15 protein-coding genes are annotated in these 18,814 nt (G+C 69.1%); 10 read left to right on the top strand and 5 right to left on the bottom strand.

The annotated features are described in order from the left end of the window. Window positions 1-96 precede the first annotated feature (96 nt). Genes HAV39_RS35090 through HAV39_RS35070 form a run of 5 tightly spaced genes read left to right on the top strand, consistent with a single transcriptional unit; the run spans window position 97 to window position 6,837 of the window. Window positions 97-2,193, top strand: a complete 2,097-nt coding sequence (locus HAV39_RS35090; protein ID WP_191843470.1) for a hypothetical protein — start codon at window positions 97-99, stop codon at window positions 2,191-2,193. Beyond that, a complete protein-coding gene (locus HAV39_RS35085; protein WP_191843469.1) occupies window positions 2,190-3,728 on the top strand; it encodes a B12-binding domain-containing radical SAM protein in 1,539 nt (512 codons plus the stop codon). Before HAV39_RS35090 ends, HAV39_RS35085 begins: the two co-directional genes overlap by 4 nt. 10 nt (window positions 3,729-3,738) lie before the next feature. Then, entirely contained in the window at window positions 3,739-4,635 is an 897-nt protein-coding gene (locus HAV39_RS35080) for a methyltransferase domain-containing protein (protein WP_191843468.1), read from the top strand. A gap of 13 nt (window positions 4,636-4,648) precedes the next feature. After that, entirely contained in the window at window positions 4,649-6,106 is a 1,458-nt protein-coding gene (locus tag HAV39_RS35075; protein ID WP_191843467.1) for a radical SAM/SPASM domain-containing protein, read from the top strand. Next, a complete protein-coding gene (locus HAV39_RS35070; protein ID WP_191843466.1) occupies window positions 6,103-6,837 on the top strand; it encodes an aspartyl/asparaginyl beta-hydroxylase domain-containing protein in 735 nt (244 codons plus the stop codon). Before HAV39_RS35075 ends, HAV39_RS35070 begins: the two co-directional genes overlap by 4 nt. A 922-nt stretch (window positions 6,838-7,759) precedes the next feature. On the opposite strand, the gene HAV39_RS35065 is transcribed toward HAV39_RS35070, so the two are convergent. After that, window positions 7,760-8,569 (bottom strand): alpha/beta fold hydrolase, encoded by an 810-nt coding sequence (locus HAV39_RS35065; RefSeq protein ID WP_239121008.1) that lies wholly within the window; start codon window positions 8,567-8,569, stop codon window positions 7,760-7,762. Window positions 8,570-8,797: 228 nt separating this feature from the next. Then, window positions 8,798-9,475 (bottom strand): alpha/beta fold hydrolase, encoded by a 678-nt coding sequence (locus HAV39_RS35060; RefSeq protein ID WP_191843464.1) that lies wholly within the window; start codon window positions 9,473-9,475, stop codon window positions 8,798-8,800. A 233-nt stretch (window positions 9,476-9,708) separates the two neighbouring features. On the opposite strand from HAV39_RS35060, the gene HAV39_RS35055 reads away from it, so the two are divergent. Continuing rightward, window positions 9,709-12,510, top strand: a complete 2,802-nt coding sequence (locus HAV39_RS35055) for a helix-turn-helix transcriptional regulator (RefSeq protein ID WP_191843463.1) — start codon at window positions 9,709-9,711, stop codon at window positions 12,508-12,510. A 252-nt stretch (window positions 12,511-12,762) separates the two neighbouring features. Here the strand turns inward: HAV39_RS35055 and HAV39_RS35050 are convergent, their stop codons facing one another. The 3 genes from HAV39_RS35050 to HAV39_RS35040 are packed head-to-tail and all read right to left on the bottom strand — an operon-like array spanning window position 12,763 to window position 15,230. Next, window positions 12,763-13,362 (bottom strand): TetR/AcrR family transcriptional regulator, encoded by a 600-nt coding sequence (locus tag HAV39_RS35050; RefSeq protein WP_191843462.1) that lies wholly within the window; start codon window positions 13,360-13,362, stop codon window positions 12,763-12,765. Window positions 13,363-13,377: 15 nt separating this feature from the next. Further along, window positions 13,378-14,109 (bottom strand): ABC transporter ATP-binding protein, encoded by a 732-nt coding sequence (locus HAV39_RS35045; protein WP_191843461.1) that lies wholly within the window; start codon window positions 14,107-14,109, stop codon window positions 13,378-13,380. Beyond that, window positions 14,106-15,230 (bottom strand): ABC transporter permease, encoded by a 1,125-nt coding sequence (locus HAV39_RS35040; RefSeq protein WP_244958914.1) that lies wholly within the window; start codon window positions 15,228-15,230, stop codon window positions 14,106-14,108. The genes HAV39_RS35045 and HAV39_RS35040 overlap by 4 nt, the downstream gene beginning before the upstream one ends. Before the next feature lie 473 nt (window positions 15,231-15,703). Here HAV39_RS35040 and HAV39_RS35035 point away from each other — a divergent pair, with 473 nt between their 5' ends. From HAV39_RS35035 to HAV39_RS35020, 4 genes are all read left to right on the top strand, one after another. Further along, the gene (locus HAV39_RS35035) at window positions 15,704-15,973 is read left to right on the top strand and encodes a metal-sensitive transcriptional regulator (RefSeq protein ID WP_191843460.1); all 270 of its coding nucleotides are present in this window, start codon (window positions 15,704-15,706) and stop codon (window positions 15,971-15,973) included. Between the two features lie 126 nt (window positions 15,974-16,099). Then, window positions 16,100-17,428, top strand: a complete 1,329-nt coding sequence (locus tag HAV39_RS35030; protein WP_191843459.1) for an MBL fold metallo-hydrolase — start codon at window positions 16,100-16,102, stop codon at window positions 17,426-17,428. Window positions 17,429-17,460: 32 nt separating this feature from the next. After that, window positions 17,461-18,048 (top strand): rhodanese-like domain-containing protein, encoded by a 588-nt coding sequence (locus HAV39_RS35025; RefSeq protein WP_191843458.1) that lies wholly within the window; start codon window positions 17,461-17,463, stop codon window positions 18,046-18,048. Then, on the top strand, window positions 18,045-18,809 hold the full coding sequence (locus HAV39_RS35020) for a sulfite exporter TauE/SafE family protein (RefSeq protein WP_191843457.1): 765 nt from the start codon (window positions 18,045-18,047) through the stop codon (window positions 18,807-18,809). Before HAV39_RS35025 ends, HAV39_RS35020 begins: the two co-directional genes overlap by 4 nt. Window positions 18,810-18,814 lie beyond the last annotated feature (5 nt).

The raw sequence follows: 18,814 nt of genomic DNA, 5'->3' as shown, positions 1-18,814 counted from the left end.
CCACTCCTCGCCTGCGTCACGGGCCGGACCGCATCCGGCACCGCCTCGCTGTCGGCAGCGAAGCGGTGCCGGATTGACCTTCGCTAGCAGACTGCGATGGGGGTGACCATCCGGACACCGGCCGCGGCCGACACCGCACCGGACTTCAAGGCGGCCGTGGCCGAGGCACTGCACCTCGCCGGCCGTTTCGACGAGGCCGCGGCCGAGTTCACCAGTTTGGCACAGGCCGGACATCGCACCGGGGTGTCGGCCTTGAAGGCGGCGATCAGCCGATTGGCGGCCGGGGACACCCGATGCGGCACTCGGTTGCTCGACGTCGCCCGCACCGCGGGTGCGCCGCCATACGACGTCTCCTACGTCAGGGCGCAGGCGCTCTGGCACGCCGGCTCCGTCGACCGCGCGCTGTCGCTCATGGCGCAGGCCGCGCAGGAGGAGCCGTCACCGGGGCGGGCGGCCAACGCCCTGGGCATGCTGCTCTGCCGCACCGGTCACCGCGAGGACGGTCTGGCGCTCGTACGGAAGGCGGCTGACGCCTCTCCCCCTGATCCGTGCGCGCTCGTCAACCTCGTGGTCGCGGGGCCGCGCATCCCCGTCCGCGAGGCCCAGGAACTGCTCAACCGCGCGGCGGCACTGGCTCCCCAGCGTCCCGACGCCCACCGCGTCTGGTCCGTCCTGGCGGCCCGCGAACAGCTGGCCGACGAGGTCGAGCTCGCCCGGCAGCGGTCGGCCCTGCGCGCCACACCCAGCCGCCACGCCACGACCGGGGCCGCTCGCCCGGAGCCGCAGTACTGGGCGGACGGCAGGGTCGAGCTGGCGATCGGCCGCGGCGTGCGGCTGGCTGCCGTGATCACGCTCGATGATCAGGTCTGGGCGGCTCATCGCCCCAGCGTGCTGCGCATCAACGAGGGCTACGGCCGCGTCCAGGTCGGCGATCAGGAAGCCGCCGCCGGCAGTATCACGCTGGACGACAGCTGCTGGGATCTGCTCGACGGTGCCCGGCGGCTGCGCATACAGGCCAGCGGGACGCCCAGCGGACCGTGCACGCGGTTCGACGCGCGCCGCGTCGAACTCGGCGAGGCGTCCTGGTGGCTGCCGACGTTCGAGCCCGGACCTGACATCCGCTGGACGCCGGTCGCGGTCCCGGACGAAGGCGCCGTCGACATCCCGCTCAGCGGGGACCGACGCGGCGGCCTGGGCTGGTGCCGCCTGCGGCATCCCGAGACGTTCAGCCTCCCTGCCGGCGCGAGCGCCGTGGGCCACGCCCACCGGTCGGCCTTGCGCACGCTGGCGACCACGGCCACGGCCTACACCGACCTGCTGACCAGCCTGCTGGGCCGGGAGCCTCCACGGCACCCGCGAGTGGTCCTCGTGGACGCGCCGTCATCCACCTTCTGCTACACACGTGCCGGCGTCATCCGCGTCGCGTCTGGCGCCGTTGACCGCGGGATCGCCGAGGTTCTGCTCGGACACGAGGTCGGCCATCTGTGGTGGGGCATACGAGCCCCGTTCGCACCGGCCGGCACGTGGCTCTGCGAAGCCCTCGCCGAATACACCCTCCATCTGGCCGACCGGTCCGGCATGCTCGCCGGCGGCTACCGGCGGAAAACCCTGGAGGCGGTGGCCCGGCTCGACGCCGCCGGCTCGGAGGCGGCGCTGGAAACCCTGGCCCGACGCACCGACCCTGCCGGTCGCCATCTGCTGCGCGCCAAGGGCGGGTTCGTCATCGCGATGCTCGAGAACATCGTGGGTGCCGACGTCATGACCGAAGCGCTGCGCCACTTCCTGAGGCTGGGCCGCACCCATGTTCTCGACACGTTCGCTTTCGCGGCGATCGTCGGCGCGGCGTATGGCGGCTCGGTGGACTGGGTGCTGCAGCAGTGGCTGGAACGGCCCGGTCTCCTCGACATCCGGCTCGACCCGATCCGGCTGACCGGGTCCGGTGCCGGATGGGAGCTGGCCGTCCAAGCGCGCTGCACGACTCCCGCGGTGCCGGGCAGCGCGGTCACCATCGAGGTCACCGACGTCCACGGGGCTCGCGAGCGGCAGCGGGTGCTGCTCGACGTCGCACCCGCGGTGGCCGTGTTCTCGCTCAGGGCCCGACCGGCGGTGGTCGTCGCGGACCCGGACCACCTGTTGTTTCGAACGTTGCGCCCGGCGACCGTTCTGGGCCGCGAGCTGGAGGATGCCTCATGAATCTGCGTGACCGTGTCATCCTGCTGATCGCGCCGGAGATCATCAATCCGAGGTCGATGCCCTGCGTGGGGCTCGGATACATCGGCACCTATCTCGCGGCGAAGGGACTGCAGGTCAAGATCGTCGACAGCCAGTTCACCAAGGAGGACCCCGGGCGCGCGCTGGCGACACTGCCGCCCACGCTGGTCGCCATCGGCGTGGACTCCCGCACGATCGACCGTGGTCGGCGGATCGCGCGGCTTGCCAAGCAGCACGGTCACACGACCTTGCTCGGTGGCCTGCACGTCTCGCTGATCAAGGAGGCGATCCTCGAGTTTCCGGAGGTCGACTTCGGCATCGTGGGCGACGGCGAGGAGCCGACCTGGCAGCTGGTCGAAGCGCTGGAAGGTCGCCGCGAGTTCGCCAGAGTGTCCGGCCTCGTCTGGCGCGAGAACGGACGCACCCGGCGCAACGTCAACACCACGGAGTCCAACGACCTCGATGCCCTGCCCTTCCCCGACTACCGCCTGGCGGGCATCCACCACTTCCCGCTGTACCCGCTCGTCACCTCCCGGGACTGCCCCTTCAAGTGCACCTACTGCACGGTAGGGAACATCTCGCACGGCCGGTTCCGCTCGCGCACGCCACAGAGCTGCGTGGTGGAGCTGGCCTACGCGAAGGAGCGGTATGGAGTCCGCGGATTCCTCATCGTTGACGAGAACTTCGCCGTACGCAAGGAGCGCGCGTACGAGTTCTGCACGGCCCTGATCGAGGCGGACCTCAATCTGCCTTGGACAGCTTTCGAGGGGGTACGCGCCGACATGATGACCGACGCCTTCGCGGCGCTGCTGCGCCGATCGGGCTGCCGGTGGGTGTTCTTCGGGATCGAGAGCTCCGAGAACGGTGTACTGAAGGCGGTCCGGAAGGGTTCCAAGATGTCCCGCATCGAGCGGGCCGTGACGATCGCCCGCAGGAACGGACTCAAGGTGGGCGGGTTCCTGATCGTGGGCCTGCCGGAGAGCTCCTTCGAGTCGGACATGAGATCGATCGCCTGGGCGACCGAGCACCTCGACAAGTGCCAGTTCTGGATGTCGATCCCCTACTACGGGACGGCGCTGTACGAATGGGTCAAGACCAACGGGCGGCTGCTGCGGGCACCGGTCGGCGACAACCTGGTCAACTCGCTGAGCACCATGCCCTACTACGACACGCCGCAGTATCCAGCGCGCGACATCAAGCGGGCCCACGTCATCGCGTCGCTGCGCACCGGCGTCGAGTTCTTCTTCGAGTACATCGACCGCGAGGCGTACGACCGGATGCACTGGACCCGGCAGCGCGCGGACGCCGAACGGCGCCGCCTGCTGAAAGTGGCGACGCGCTGGGACCCCTTCTGGGCGGAGCACTTCGCCGGGCGGCTGCCGAAGGCCGTCGACCCGGTGACCGCGGCGCGGGACGCGGCGGCGGTCGCCGAAGAGCCCGCACTGACCAACGACTTCCTCGGGACACTCGGGTCGCCCGTCCCGCCTGTGCGCACACTGCCGATGGCGGTGCGGTGACATGGGCCTGATGAGCCTCGTCGTGCACGGCGAGATGCTGCTGGACAACGGCCGTAACCGGGCGCTCGCGGCGGCGATCGAGGAGGTCGTGCGCCCCGGCGACGTCGTCGCCGATGTGGGCGCGGGGACGGGCATCCTCGCCATGCTCGCCGCCCGAGCCGGGGCCGCCCAGGTTTACGCGATCGAGCGTGCGCCGATAGCCGCGGTCGCGCGGGCGCTGCTGGCCCGCAACGGGCTCGACGACGTCGTGCAGCTCGTGCACACCGACCTCACGGAGTTCGCGCCGCCCGCTCGCGTCGACGTTGTGCTGTGCGAGACGCTCGGCATGGCGTGCCTCGACGAAGGCTTCCGGGCGACCATGGCCGACGCTCGCCACCGGCTCCTGCGTCCCGGCGGCCGGCTGCTGCCCGCCGACGTCACCGTCCACGTCGCCCCCGTACGCCACGGCGCCGGTCGGGCCAGGCTGGACCAACTCGACTCGCTGGTGGGCCTTGACTTCGCGCCGTTCGGGGATCTGGTGCGGGCCGTCCACCGTCGTGTTCACCTCGACGCCAGTGACCTGCTGGCGCCCGCGAAGACGGCCTGGCTGCTCGACTGCCACACCATGGAAGCCGACGAGACGCTGACGTCGACACTGTCATTCCGGGCGACCCGGGATGCCGAACTCGGCGGCTTCGCGATGTGGTTCGATGCGGCCCTCTCGCCCTCGGTGCGCCTGAGCAACTGGGGAAACGACCCGGAGAACCACTGGGGCCAGGCATTCCTACCGGTGACGGTGCGGCCGGTGGCCGCGGGCGAGCGGATCGAGCTCGCCGTCTCGATTCAGGACAGTCCTGGCCAGTTCCGCGTGCACTGGCGCGACGGGGGCACCAACCCGCCGGCGGTCCGCCAACCGATCGATGCTTGAGAAGGAGTCGGCAGTGTGGAAGATCAGCCAGTTCACCGTCGTCCATGACCTCGCCTGCCGCGGACGCCCCGGTCTGCTGCTCGTGCTGAACACAGCCACGCAGCGCAGCATGGTCGTCGCGGAGCCGACCTGGGCGGCCGCTGCCGGCTCGGCAGCGTGCCCCGACTCGGCGGAGCCGTCCACGAGAACGGTCATCGCGGCGCTCGCCGACGCCGGATACCTGGTGGCAGAGGCCTTGGACGAGAACGCGGGTTTCCTCGACGGCTTCGACCGCCGTCGGCTGGCTCCGGCGCGCATCAACCCGATCATCGCTTTCACCACCGATTGCAATATCGCCTGCACCTACTGCTACGAAGAAGGTGTCCGCGCCACCACGATGACCGAGCCGGTGGTGGCGGCCACGGTACGGTGGCTGGAGCGGCGGATCGTGCTCGACGGAGTCATCGAGGTCGTCCCCAACCTTTTCGGCGGCGAACCGCTGCTGCACCGGCGGCTGCTGACCGACTTCATGACCCGGGTCAACGCCATGGGCGATGCGCACTCGGCGACCGTCGCCTACGCCATGTCCTCCAACGGGATGCTGCTGACCGAGGAGCTAGCACGCGTCCTGGCCCAGCTGCGGCTGCGCCAGATCCAGATCTCCCTCGACGGCCCCCCGGCCGTGCACGACCAGAGGCGGGTGGGCCACCGCGGCCAGTCGACCTTCGCCCAGGCGCTGCGCGGGATCGAGCATGCCTGCCGTTGGATCCCGGACGTCACCGTCAAGGTCAACTTTGATCGACACAACGCGGCCGCGGTACCGGACCTCTTCGACGAGTTGGCCGCCCGCGGCACCGCCGAGCGGCTGACGGTGAAGCTCGAGGCGATTGCGCACCAGTTCCCCGGATCGAAGGCCTGCCACCCGAGCAGTTATGTGATCCCACCCGAGACCCCGGAGATGGCCGACACCTACCTCGGTCTCACCCAGGCGGCCCGCCGCCGAGGGCTGCGCGTCACACCCGACACCGCGCACACCACGCCGTGCATGTACACGTCGCAGTGGGGTGTGATCATCGGGCCCGACGGGGGCATCTCGAAGTGCATCAGCCTGGTGGGGCGCCCGGAACACGAGGTCGGCAACGTCCTCGCCGGTGACTGGGACACGGACCGGTACGACGCCGCGATGAACGTCCGCAAGAAGGTCACGGACTGCGTCTCGGAGAAGTGCGCCTACCTTCCGGTATGCGCCGGCGGGTGCAGCTACGAGTCCGCCGTGCGAGGCATGTCCACCGCCACCCGTTTCTGCACCAAGCCCGCCCTCGAGCGATACCACTTCGGCCGCCAGCTGTTGCGGCACGAGGCCCGCCTGACAGAACTCGGGGTGACTCCGCTCGGCGACCCCGACTTCTCGTTGCCCGTGGCCCCGGCGCCCGGCCGAGCGCCCACACCGGTCCTTCTTCCCATGCCCACCAGAAGGGACAGCGCGACGTGAGCACCCACCCAGACAGCAGCACCACCATCCAGCACGACCGGCTCGACGGACTCGTCGACGCCGCGGGGGCCGAGCTCACGGCAGCCGGGCCGATGCGCTACCGGGGCGCCGCCTACCTGCCGGAACTCGACGGAGGCCCCTGGTTCGACCCGTCGGCATGGCAGTGGGCGGCATCCGTCGAGGACGCCTGGCCGGAAATCCGACACGAGTTCGAGACGATGGCGGCGCAGGCCGTGACACAGGAGTACCGGCAGCCGTTCGACGCCGACCGGCACGCGCCCGGACGGCCGGCCACCGGCGGCAGCGGCGGATGGGACGTCGTCTTCCTGCAGCGCCACGGCACCTGGGTGAAGCGCAATGCCGACCTTTTCCCCGCCACCCGCGCGACGCTCGTGCGCTCACCCATCGCCACCGGGGAGGCGATGTTCTCGGTGTTGGGGCCAGGCCAGCGGATCCTGCCGCACAGCAGCGGCTGCAACCTGGTCGTCACCTGCCATCTGCCGCTGGACGTCCCGCCGGGTGCCGGCATCTGCGTGGCCGGCCAGAACCGGACGTGGACCGAGGGTGCCATCCTCGCCTTCGACGACAGCTGGCTGCACCGCGCCTGGAACGACGCCGACCGGCCGCGGGTCGTGCTCATCTGGGACGTCTGGCACCCAGGTCTCACCGCCGACGAGGTCGACCGGCTGAGCGGACTTCTGCCGCGCCTGATGCCTGACATCGAAGGGTGACCCGCTGGCAGGCGCGGAGGACCTGAGTGGTCCCCCGCGCCTCATGCCGTGCCGGCCTACGCGGTCAGCTGTAGACCTCGAACTCGAACAGCGAGTAGCCGTACGCGGTGCCGCGGGCCGTGCCGTTGATCCTCACGTAACATCAAAGCCCGCTTCCGGAACTCCGGAAGCGGGCTTCTACCAGGTCTTACACACCGTCGGGCTGGCCGGATTCGAACCGACGACCCCTTGACCCCCAGGTATATCAAGGGCCAGCGGTGTACTAGGCAACGTTTGCCGAGGTCACTGGAAGCATAAAGTACCCTAGTCAAGGTGTCTGTGATTGCACCATTCCAGCATCACGTTCACCCAGCTCACGGACATACTGCATTCAGGATAGCTGATCGCCGCGTGACAAAATGGACAATCTGAAGTAGCCTCGATCGCCGAATTGCCGGGTCGCCAGCGCGCCGACGAGGATGCAGGCGATCCGGTCGCCCCGCCTCCGCCGAGGCCGATGCGGTCGAGACAGGCGAACACGAGCGGGGCACCGGGTGGGATGCCCGGAAACATGGTTGGTCCAGGAGTCGGGCTGGAAGTCGAGGATGCGGCTGGTTAGCCCGCGCAGCATCGCGCGAATATCGGTGACCTCCCCACCTCGGTGACGTATTCGGGCCGCGCGGCGAGTCTGCTCAATCGCCGCCACGGCAGCGCCTGCGCCAGGCCCGGCTGTGCAGGACGACGGCGGCCGCGATGGCGAGCGCGGCGGGGGCCCGGTGCCGAGATGCAGCCGCCGTGCCGGTGCGCTACAGCGGCGTGTTCGCCTATGTCAACGAAGCCTACGTCGGTCGGTAGCAGTTGGAGATATCGTGCCCTGGTCCCCAGCCTCGTCCTCGCCGACCCCGAGGGATCTGGTCAGGGAGTTAGAGGCTGGGGACTCACCTCATGCCGTCGCCGTGGCGGCGGCGATGATGAGGTTGGTGGTCACGTCCGGCCTGCTGACCATCGCTACGTGCGACCCATCGACCTCCACGGTCTTGGAGTTCGCACGTTTGGCCTCGTACCGCTCAAGTTCGGCCGGAATCGCCTTGTCCTGTCGCGCGATCAGCGCCCAGGACGGAATCGTGTGCCACGCTGCCTCCTGGGTCACGTCCTCGAACGAGGAGGCGCTGAACGGACGCTGGGTCGAGGCCATCAGCATGGTCGTCGACTCCGGCAGATCCGCTGCGAAGACCGCGCGCAGCTTGTCGGGCTGCAGGTACAGTTCTGTGCCGGTGGTGCCGTCCGGGTTCGGGAACTGCACTGGGTTCAATGCCGCTTGGATCTCACTGCCGGGGAACTTGCCGATCAGCTCACCGAGCCTCTCTCCCTTGTCCGGCATGAACGCCGCGATGTAGACCAGTGCTTTGACATCGGAGTCTCCGGCGGCCGCGTTGGTGATGACCGCGCCGCCGTAGGAGTGACCTACCAGCACGATCGGGCCCTTGACGCTGTCGAGCACGCTCTTGAGATATGCCACATCGGTGGGCAGACCGCGCAGCGGGTTGGCGGGCGCCACGACGGGGTAGCCGTTCTTCTGCAGGCGTTTGATCACGGGGTTCCAGCTGGCACTGGCGTCGGCGAAACCGCCGTGCACGAGAACCACCGTCGGCTTGGCACCGGCGATGCGGCTGTCCAGCGTCGTCTTCATGTCGTCAACGGTGGTGGAGGCGGTCGCGGACACCGTCGAGGTCAGGAGGATGCCGAGGGTCACGGCGGTGACGCCGGCGGCGGCCAGGATCGGGGTGGGTCTCAGCAGGTTTCGTATGTTCACTTTGTTCTCCTTGAGAATTATTACGTGGCGACAACGAGGTCGTTGCCGCGCTGCATCTGACTTGATGTTGCTAGGCGGCCGGACGTGTCGATGCCGCATGCGCCCGACAGCGAGTCCGGGCTGACGGCCCTGTATCCCCGGAGTCGGAGAAGCCGAGTGCCCCGATGGTCACCGGCCGGCTGCGGCGCGCTTGACGAGGGCCGCGACCGCGGCCGGATTCGACACGTACACCGCGTGGCTCCCGCCGACCTCGGACACGGTCGCACCGGCGCGCTCGGACATCGCCCGCTGCGCCGGCGGCGGGATCATCTTGTCGTCGGCGGCCACCAGGTACCAGCTCGGCTTGACTCGCCACGCGGGCTCGCTGACCGTGCCCGTGAGCGCGGCTACACCCCACGGCACCTGGGAATCGGCCATGAAAGAGGCCTGCCCTGCAGGGAGGTCGGCCGCGAACGACGCCGCGAACTTCTCCCGCTCGAGGAACAGGTATCCGTCCTGGGGCGGCAGGATCGGCGGGACCGGGGTGCCGGGCGGCGGGTCTGCGATGAGCGTGCTCACCGACTCGCCCTTGTCCGGTGCGAAGGCCGCGATGTAGACGAGTGCGGCCACGTTCTCGTGCATGCCCGCTTCCGTGATGACCACTCCACCGTAGGAGTGGCCGACCAGGACCACCGGGCCCTGCTGCTGGTCGAGGATCTGTCGCGTCGCCGCGACGTCGCCTTCCAGCGACAGCGTCGGGTTCTGCACGACACTGACGTTGTACCCGTCGGCCTTCAGCAGGTGGTAGACACCCTGCCAACCCGACCCGTCGGCGAACCCGCCGTGAACGAGCACGACGTTTGTCATGCCATCACCTATGTTCACGATCAACTCCAATTCATCCAGGGGAACGACGGCCGCACCACCCGTAGCGCCAAGGATTCGCGAGTTGGCACCCTGAAACATCGGTCAGGGCACCGAGCCGTAGAAAGCCCCAGAAGAAGTGAAATCAGACGTAGTCAACAAACGTTGCATAAGGGACTGCCGACGAGAGCAAGCCGGTACGACCAGCCGCACGAGCGCGGGCCTACGCTGACGTAGTGGGCAACGAGTACGCCCCGCCGACCGGTCGACAGAATGAAATGGACATACTTCTCAAACTGGCCGAACGGGCAGTAGGGGGTCACGGCGCGGCCGTGTGGCTGGAAGGCGAGCCGGGCATCGGCAAAACCGCGCTGCTGGAAGCGTTGGCGGCAGAACTCGGTCAGCGAGGTCTGCGTGTGGTCACCGGTCACGGCAACCAGTTGGCGAAGGAGATGCTGTTCACGACGCTGGGAACCTGCCTGCGCCAGCAGACGGCGAACACGCCCGAGGCGACGAGGCTCGGACTGCTGCTTGACACGAAGGACTCCGACAAGCACGTGTCGGCAGAGCACTACGGCTTCGTGGTCAGCGAAGCCGTCCTCGACATGTTCGAGACCTGGTGCTCGCAAGGCGCGGTCGCGCTCATCGTGGATGATGCCCAGTGGATCGACGCCGCATCGGCGGCAGCGCTGCAGCGCCTCATGCGTGGCATCTCTCACCTGCCACTAATGATGATGTTCGGCGCGACCCAAACCATCGACGATCATGGAGCAGCCACGGCAACTGCGTTGAGAGCCGACGCCAGCTTGCGGATCCCACTGAGCCCGCTGACTCCTGAGGACGTTGGGATCTTGGCCACCAACATCCTCGGCGCACCCCCCGGCCCTGGGCTCAGACTGCTACTGGAGCACGCCGGCGGAAACCCGCTGTTCGTGACCGAAGTCCTCACCGACCTGGCACAGCACGGCCAGATCGCCGTCGCAGGGCTCGCGGAACTGGTCGACCCCACCGGTCACCACATGCCGCCGTCGCTGGCCGAGGCAATCACCCGCCACTTCACCAGCCTGCCGGCGGAATCACGCCACGCTCTGCAGATCGCCGCTGTCCTGGGCCAGTCCGTCGACGTCGAAGAGCTCGCGCTCGTCCTCGAACTGCCGATGTCGACGCTGTCACAGATCGTTCTTCAGGCCGTGGATTGCCACTGGCTGCTCAGCACCGGGCCCAGGCTTCGATTCCGGCACGAAGTGGTCCGACTCGCCCTCAGGGAAAAGGTTCCACCGGCGCTGCGCGTCTCACTGCACCGGCGGGCCGCGCAGCTGCTGATCGCAGCCGACGCGGACGCCGACCGCGTGGCAGAGCACCTCCTGTCGGGCGACTTCACCGACGCGATGACGGCGCGATGGCTCACCCGGGAAGCTGACGCACTGATAACGCGCTCGCCGAAGCGCACCAGGAATCTGATCGAGAAGGCGCTCGTGGCCGCCGATCCCGAGACCCAGCGTCCGCTGCGCCGGCAACTGGTCCAGGTGCTGCTTTGGGAGGGCTGCTGGGAGCACGCAGAACACATAGCCCGCGGGGCCCTCGCCACCGACCATGATCCAGTGGACGAAGGCCCGCTCCGCTGGCACCTCATGGACGCGATCTACCGCCAGGGCCGCCTTCCGGACGCGATCCACGTGGCGGATGAAGCACTGGCGTCACCACACCTGACGGACGCGCAGAAGGCTCGATTCCACGGTTTCTCCGCGCTGTGCCACATGTTCGGCGGCCAGGCGGACCCCTGCCGTGCCGCCGCGGAGAAGGCCGTCGCCGGCGGGGAGGGCAGCTGGGACGAGATCGCCGTCGGATACGGATACGAATGCCTGGCCACGTTGCGTTACATGGACAATGAACCCGAGGACGCCCTGCAGCTGATCAACCGTGCTGCCGCCGCATTCCAGGGCAGCCGCCCCGACCTGCCGATGGCGACCTACGCCGTGCAGAGCCTCATCCTCGCGGCACTGGGACGTTTCGCCGAAGCAGACAAGGCGCTCGAGGACGCGGTACTGCAGAGCCAGCAGGCAGGAGGCGTCTACCTCACCTACATCTACTTCATCCGGGCGACACTGCGCTATCACGACGGCCGCTGGGACGACGCCCTGGCCGAACTCCGCGCCGCCGCAGACGCGAGGGACCCGCTGAACCAGACGACCGGCCTACAAGGCCTGGCCGCCCTCATCGACCTCCACCGCGGACGCGAGACTGAAGCTGTACAGCAACTGTTGGACCCAGGCGACGCCGGCCCCGGAAACTTCGACTTCCCCATGCGCTGGACCCAGGCCCTTCACCTCGAGAGGCAGGCAGGACCACGTCGCGCGCTCACGACACTTCATCCGGTGTGGCAGCGGGCCGGCGGCCTGACGCCCGCCGGCCTGGTTTACAGCCTCTGCCCAGACCTCGCCCGTATGGCAATCGACGCAAGTCGGCACGAACTGGCACGACGCCTGGCCGACGATCTTGAATCCTTAGCCGGCGGCAGACAGCCGGATTCCGTGACGGGCGTGAGTTCGTTCTGCCGCGGCCTCGCCAACGACAACCCGGAACTTCTGGCCGCCGCGGCACAATCCTTTCGCCAGGCAGGATGGCCGCTGTTCGAGGCACAGGCACTTGAGGAGACCGCTGTTGCCCTCGCCCGCGGCGGACATGTCCCAAAGGCTCGGGAAGCGCTCCGCGACGCCCTCGAAATCTTCGACCGGCTAGAGGCGACCTGGGACATCGCGCGCGTCACCTCCCGCATGCGGGAGTACGGCATCCGCGTCGGCGTCCGTGGTCGCCGCCAGCGGCCCAAGCATGGCTGGAACGCGCTAACCGCCACGGAGCAGCAGGTGGCGCTCCAGGTGGCGAAGGGCTTGTCAAACGCCGATATCGCCGCCCGAATGTACCTGTCCCGGCGCACCATCCAGACCCACGTGTCCAGCATCCTCGCCAAACTCGGCATGTCCTCCCGTGTCCAGGTAGCTATCGAGGCAGCGGCGCTACCGATGCGCTCGGACGACTAACCAGCCAGCCCGAGCCCAGCAACGGTGCGACGGCCCCGGACCCCGAGAATGGCGGGCCCGCCCCGCCGCCGGTTGTCGGTCCGGTGGCTTATCCGAACACTCACACCCGTCGACAAATTGCGGCTTTAGCCAAGTGCCCGCCCGGCGCAACGAACGCAACTGCGCAGTACGCACCGCACGGGCGCCGCTTTCGTCACCGCAGCGCAGTGACTGGTCCCAGAAGAAGAAGTGTGGCGTTGATATCCCGCACCGTTACTCCCCGGGCCGTGGCTTGCCCGCGGCGTACAGGTATGGCGCGAGCAGTTCGTCGACGAGGTTTCGAACGCCGTCCGGCGGGACCCCGTTCTCGATCATCTGGGATCCAGTCCGCACCACTGCCTGGATCAGCTCCGCCATGTGCTGTGGCTCCGTCGCTCCCGACCGGGCGAGCGCGTCGATGAGCGGCACGCGCAACTGCTCGTGGAGAACGCTGCTGGATTCGGCGAGGGTGGCTCCGGGTGCCGCCATGGCCAGGCCGCGCATGACGGCGTGTTCGCCTTGAGCGACCAGCTCCAGGTTGGCGTCGGCATATGCCAGGACCTGCTCGGCCGCGGTCGGCGCGCTGTCCATGCGCTGGGCGACGAAGTTGGACCAGCGGGGAAACATGTCGGCGATGACGGCTTCGAGCAGGTCCTCTCGTGATCTGAAGTACTGGTAGACGCTGGAACGCGCCAAGCCTGCCCGCTGCGCGACGGCGGACAGGCTCGGCGCGTCGGGCGCGCCCGAGGCCAGGAGTTCACGGGCAGCGTCCAGCAAAGCCCGGTGCTGTAGCGCGCGGTGCTCGGCTACCGTGGCCGCCTGAATCTTCGGCACGCGCCCTCCCCGCGGTCATAATCTGGTCAGTGCGCCGTCCATCATTCCGTAGACGGAGTCGCAGTACTGCAGCACCTCGGTGTCGTGGGTGACCATCACCGTGGCGACGCCGTGGCGGCGGGTCTCCCGGGCGAGCATCTGCACGATGTCGCGGCTGCGCGCCTGGTCGAGGGCAGCGGTCGGCTCGTCGACCAGCAGCAGCCGCGGACCGGTGACCAGCGCGCGGGCGATCCCGACCCGTTGGCGCTCGCCGCCGGAGAGCTCGTGGGGCCGCCGATCTGCTTTGCCCGCCATGCCGACCTCGGTCAGCAGCTCCATCGGATCACGATGGACTGCTCCCGCTGACGCGAACCGGGTCAGCAGGCGCAGCTGGTCGAGGGCCGTCAGCGCAGGCAGCAGGTTGCCGGACTGGAAGACGAAGCCCACCAGATCCCGCCGCAGCGCAGTGCGAGCCCGGCGGGAAGCCGCCGTCATCGGCCGCCCGGCGATGGTCACCGTCCCGGAGTCCGGCACGGCCAGCCCACCGGCTACCGCCAGCAGGCTGGACTTGCCGGATCCCGAGGGGCCGACGATGGCCGCGAACTCGCCTGCGGCCACGGTGAGGTGCACGCCATCCAGTGCGCGTACGGTGTCGTCGCCGTCGCCGAGCAGCATGGTCACGTCCCGCATGGCGAGGCCGTCCTGCTGCGCGGGGCCGTAATCGCTCTCGGCGGCGGCGTGCCGGGTGGTCTCGGGGTGTGCGTTCATCGGTTTCCTCCCAGTGCGGTCGCCGGGTCGACGGCGACGATGCGGGCGATGGCCACCGCTGCTCCGGTCAGGCCCAAGCCCACCAGCAGTGCGGCGGCCAACGCCACGGCTTGAACGTCCAGCGCGAACGGGACGCCGCCGCCGACCAGGGAGCCCAGCCCGATGCCGACGCCGATGCCGACGGCGGCCGCGGCCAGCAGCAGCACCAGAGCCTGCGCCAGCCCATCGCGCAGCAGGTAGCCGGTGGGCGCGCCCAGGGCGCGCAGCACGGCGAGCTCGTGCTTGCGCTGGATGGTCCAGACGGTGAAGAACGCGCCCGCCACCAGTGCGCAGATCAGGTACAGGAACACCTGGATGAGGGTGAGCGTCGACGTTTCGGCGGTGTAGCCGGGCGAGGCGCCGTACGACTCGGGCAGGGTCATGCTTTCGGTGCCCGCGGCGGCGTCGCCCGTGGCGAGGTCGACGGCGGTGCCCCGGACCGCAACGGCGGTGATCTCCTGGCGGGCGCGGTCGGGGACGGGTTCGCCCGGTCCGGCGCCCGCGTGGATCGCCTGCCACGCGGCCAGCGGCAGGTACGCGACATCGACGTGGCCGAAGGTGTGCTGTTCGGCCAGCACACCGACGACGGTGAGCCGGGTGCCGAGCCGGTCCACGGTGACGGTGTCGCCGAGCCGCAGGCCCGCGTCGGCCGCGGTGCTGCTGACGACGATGCCGTCCGGGGCTGCCAGCGGTGACCCGGTGGCGACCTTCGGCGCGAGGAATGAGCCGGGCTCAACCCCGAACAGCGCGAGGTCGATCTCGACGCCGGAGCTGCTTCGGGCGTTGATGAGGGCGCTGCCGAAGGGGGCGGCTTCGTCGACTCCGGGCTGCCCCGACCAGCTGTCAACCGTGTCCAGGCTGATGACGCTGCGGGTGAAGGCCGCGTCGCGTGCGACGCCGTGGCTGAAGGCGAGCGAGGTGACCGGCAGTTGCTGCAGCCCGGACACGCCGTCGCGGACCAGGCCCTGGGACAGGCCGGAGAGTAGGACCATGAGCACGGCGATGAGTGCGATGACCGCGCCCATCAGCGCGAAACGGGCACGGGCGAAGCGGAGCTCGCGGACGGCTAGGAACACAGGCACCGCCCAGCACACTTTACTGACATCATGTCGGCATCTTATCGACATGATGTCGGCAACTGACTGAGGGGGTGGTGCCCACCGCAGCTCCGACCTCACCACTCAGCGGCTACAGCGTGAACTGCTCGAAACGGGCGAGCACCGCGGTGCAGCCCGTTTATTGCGACCACTTCAGCTCGAACATCCGGTGTCGTCTCGCGACTTCGGCCTGCACGCTGCTTCACCGCCGGGCTCCGGCAGGACCCGGCCGCCTTCGCCGGCGGACTGTCCAGGGCTGTCCTCGATGACCATGCTTCAGGCGGCCTCGGACAGGTGAGCTAAGCCGTTGCGGCTGCCTGATCACCCGGTAAGGAAGCGAACTTTAGGCGCGGGACACTAGTCGGATTGCGTACCGAGAGTGGCGTCGTGCTTGGGTTCCGTGCGGCGTGGTTCACAGGAGTGTTGGTACCTCATACCCCTGGGGGTATGGTCGGACTATGCAGCTGAACGAAGCACTCGCGGGCGACGCCCTCAATCGACTCAAGCGCGCCCAGGGCCAGTTGGCCAGCGTGATCTCAATGATCGAGGAGGGTGAGGAGTGCGAGAAGGTGCTAACCCAGCTCGCCGCGGTATCGAAGGCGCTGGACCGGGCGGGGTTCAAGCTGGTCGCCTCCGGCCTACGGCACTGCCAGCGTGCCCGCGAGCGCGGCGAGCAGCCGCCGATGAACGAGGACGAGCTGGAGAAGCTGTTCCTGGCTCTCGCCTGATCCACTAGCCGACACCGTGCTTGGTGTCGGCTTCTTTCGATCCGACAGATACCCCCGGGGGTATCTCGCCGTGGCCGCAATCTACCATTCGCATACCCCCCGGGGTATACAGTTCAGGAGGACCCAATGGAGATCGTTTCGTTCCGGACGCCCGGACTGGGCGACCAGACCTACCTGCTCACGCACGAGGGCCAAGGCGTCCTTGTGGACCCGCAGCGCGACATCGACCGGTTCCTGGCCGCGAGCGCCGAGCGCGACGTGCAGCTGCGGTTCGTGCTAGAGACCCACCTGCACAACGACTACGTCTCCGGCGGCGAGCAGGCTGCCCTGCGCACCGGCGCTGAGCTGGTCCTGCCCGCAGCCGCGGCGTCCGCCTACCCGCACACCCCCGCCTTCCACCTCGAGGACATCAAGGGCGGACGAGGGCTGAGCCTGCGCCCGATCCACACCCCTGGCCACACCCCGGAGCACACCAGCTACCTCGTGCTCATCGACGGAGAGCCGGTGGCCGTGTTCTCCGGCGGCAGCCTGCTGGTGGCCTCCGCCGGACGCCCCGACCTGCTCGGCGTACCGCGTGCCCACACCCTCGCGAAGTTGCAGTACGGCTCGCTGCATCGCCTGGCAGGCCTGCCCCGCGACGTCGAACTGCTGCCCACCCACGGTGAGGGCTCGTTCTGCACCTCGTCGGGCGCGGGCCGCTACACCTCGACCATCGGCGCGGAGGTCGACACCAACCCGCTGCTGGCAGTCGGCGACGCCGAGGCCTTCGCCCAGCGGCTGATGGCCGAGCCGATGCCGATCCCGGCCTTCTACCAGCACATGGGACCGGCCAACACGCTCGGCGTACCGCCCATGCCCGCGGTGACAGTCGCCGAGATCGCCCTCGGCGACGTGCCCGCCGGCGCGCACGTGGTCGACCTCCGGCCGCGGGCCGCCCTCGCGGCGGGGCACCTGCCAGGCGCGATCGGCATCGAGCTGGGCATCGACTTCGGCTCCTGGGCCGGATGGCTGCTGCCCTACCAAGAACCGATCGTGCTGGTGGCACAGCGCGGCCAGAACGTGACCGAGGCAGTCACCCAGCTGGCACGGATCGGCGTCGACAGCGTCCGCGGAGTCGTATACGAACTCGGCGGCACCGCACTGGCGAACTTCGAGCTGCTCGACCTATCGGCGTTCACCGACCGGATCAGGGCCGACGGAGCACAGGTGCTCGACGTCCGCATGCCCAGCGAGCAGGGCGCAGTCCCCCTCAACGGCGCGGTGCGGCGGTTCCTGCCCGACCTGGTCACCGAAGGCATCCCCGCCGAACTGCACCGCGGCCGCCCGGTCCTGGTCGCCTGCGGCTCCGGCCGCCGCGCCGCCATCGCGGCGACCCTGCTGCTGCGCGCGGGCTACCAGCCCGTCGCGCTCACCGGCGCGGGCGTGCCCGACGTCGTCGCCGCGCTGTCTGCCTGACCAAGCACCCATATCCCGAGAAAGGAATCGCCATGACCACGACCGCATCCGCCACCATCAGCGTCACCGCTACCCGGGCTTTGATCGCTTTCGACCCCGACGTGCTCCTTGTCGACGTGCGCACGCCCGGTGAGTACGAAACCGCCCACATCGCCGGATCCATCAACCTGCCCCTTGACCAGGTCGACAGCCACCTGCAGTACATCGTCGCCGCAGCCGGGACCACCATGGTGGTCGTCTGCCAGTCCGGCAACCGGGCCGGACAATGCCAGACCAAACTCGCCGCCGCCGGCCTGACCGACACGGCCGTCATGACCGGCGGCATGAACGCCTGGCTCGCCGAAGACGGCCCCGTGATACGCGGGAGGCAACGCTGGTCGCTCGAGCGGCAGGTGCGCCTGGCGGCCGGCGGCATCGTGCTCACGTCGATCCTGGTCAGCATCTGGTTTCCCGCGGCACGGTACCTGGCCGGATTCATCGGCGCCGGACTCACGTTCGCCGCTCTCACCGACACCTGCGCGATGGGCATGATGCTCTCCAAACTGCCCTACAACCGATCAGCGAACAGCACCGACGTACGGCAGGCACTCTCCGGGCTGCGTGACAGGAACGACCGATGACCGCCTGGCTCGCCCTCACCCTGGCCGCGTCAGTCGCCATCGGCCTGACGCTGGGGCTGCTCGGCGGGGGCGGCTCCATCCTCACCGTCCCGGTGCTGGTCTACCTCGCCGGAGTCGAACCCAAGTCCGCGATCGCGATGTCGCTGGTCGTGGTGGGTGTGACCAGCGCCGTCGCGCTGATCACCCACGCCCGGGCAGGCCGGGTGCAGTGGCGTACCGGAGCGCTGTTCGGCGCTGCCGGCATGGCCGGCGCCTACGCAGGCGGCCGGGTCGCCCAGTACATTCCCGGCACCGTACTGCTGATCGCCTTTGCGCTGATGATGCTGATCACCGCGATAGCGATGCTGCGCTCGCGGCGCGGCACAACCGCGCCCGCTGAGTGCCGGAATGCGCCGCTGCCAGTGGTGAAGATCCTGGCCGAGGGCGTTGTCGTCGGCCTGGTCACCGGCCTGGTCGGCGCGGGCGGCGGATTCTTGGTGGTGCCGGCGTTGGTCCTGCTCGGCGGGCTGCCGATGCCCGTCGCCGTCGGCACCTCGCTGCTCGTCATCGCGATGAAGTCGTTCGCCGGCCTGGGCGGGTACCTGCACAGCGTCACCATCGACTGGCGGCTGACCGCCGCCGTCACCGCCGTCGCCGTTCTGGGCAGCCTCGCCGGAGGCCGCCTGGCCGGGCGAATAGACCCCGGCCTGCTGCGCCGAGGGTTCGGCTGGTTCGTCGTCGTCATGGGCGTCGGAGTCCTCGCCGGCCAGCTCGCCGGATAGCCAAC

Source organism: Catellatospora chokoriensis, assembly GCF_011297315.1.
In the GTDB taxonomy this organism is placed as follows: Bacteria; Actinomycetota; Actinomycetes; order Mycobacteriales; family Micromonosporaceae; genus Catellatospora; species Catellatospora citrea.
Note: the sequence above shows the minus strand (reverse complement) of the source record. Positions and strands in the feature narration are given on the sequence as shown.

What these genes read in the sequence shown, in the direction of transcription:
- HAV39_RS35090 (WP_191843470.1), top strand. Translation starts at nt 97, where the DNA reads ATGGGGGTGACCATCCGGACACCGGCCGCGGCCGACACCGCACCGGAC.
- HAV39_RS35085 (WP_191843469.1), top strand. Translation starts at nt 2,190, where the DNA reads ATGAATCTGCGTGACCGTGTCATCCTGCTGATCGCGCCGGAGATCATC.
- HAV39_RS35080 (WP_191843468.1), top strand. Translation starts at nt 3,739, where the DNA reads ATGAGCCTCGTCGTGCACGGCGAGATGCTGCTGGACAACGGCCGTAAC.
- HAV39_RS35060 (WP_191843464.1), bottom strand. Translation starts at nt 9,475, where the DNA reads ATGACAAACGTCGTGCTCGTTCACGGCGGGTTCGCCGACGGGTCGGGT.
- HAV39_RS35045 (WP_191843461.1), bottom strand. Translation starts at nt 14,109, where the DNA reads ATGAACGCACACCCCGAGACCACCCGGCACGCCGCCGCCGAGAGCGAT.
- HAV39_RS35035 (WP_191843460.1), top strand. Translation starts at nt 15,704, where the DNA reads ATGCAGCTGAACGAAGCACTCGCGGGCGACGCCCTCAATCGACTCAAG.
- HAV39_RS35030 (WP_191843459.1), top strand. Translation starts at nt 16,100, where the DNA reads ATGGAGATCGTTTCGTTCCGGACGCCCGGACTGGGCGACCAGACCTAC.
- HAV39_RS35025 (WP_191843458.1), top strand. Translation starts at nt 17,461, where the DNA reads ATGACCACGACCGCATCCGCCACCATCAGCGTCACCGCTACCCGGGCT.
- HAV39_RS35020 (WP_191843457.1), top strand. Translation starts at nt 18,045, where the DNA reads ATGACCGCCTGGCTCGCCCTCACCCTGGCCGCGTCAGTCGCCATCGGC.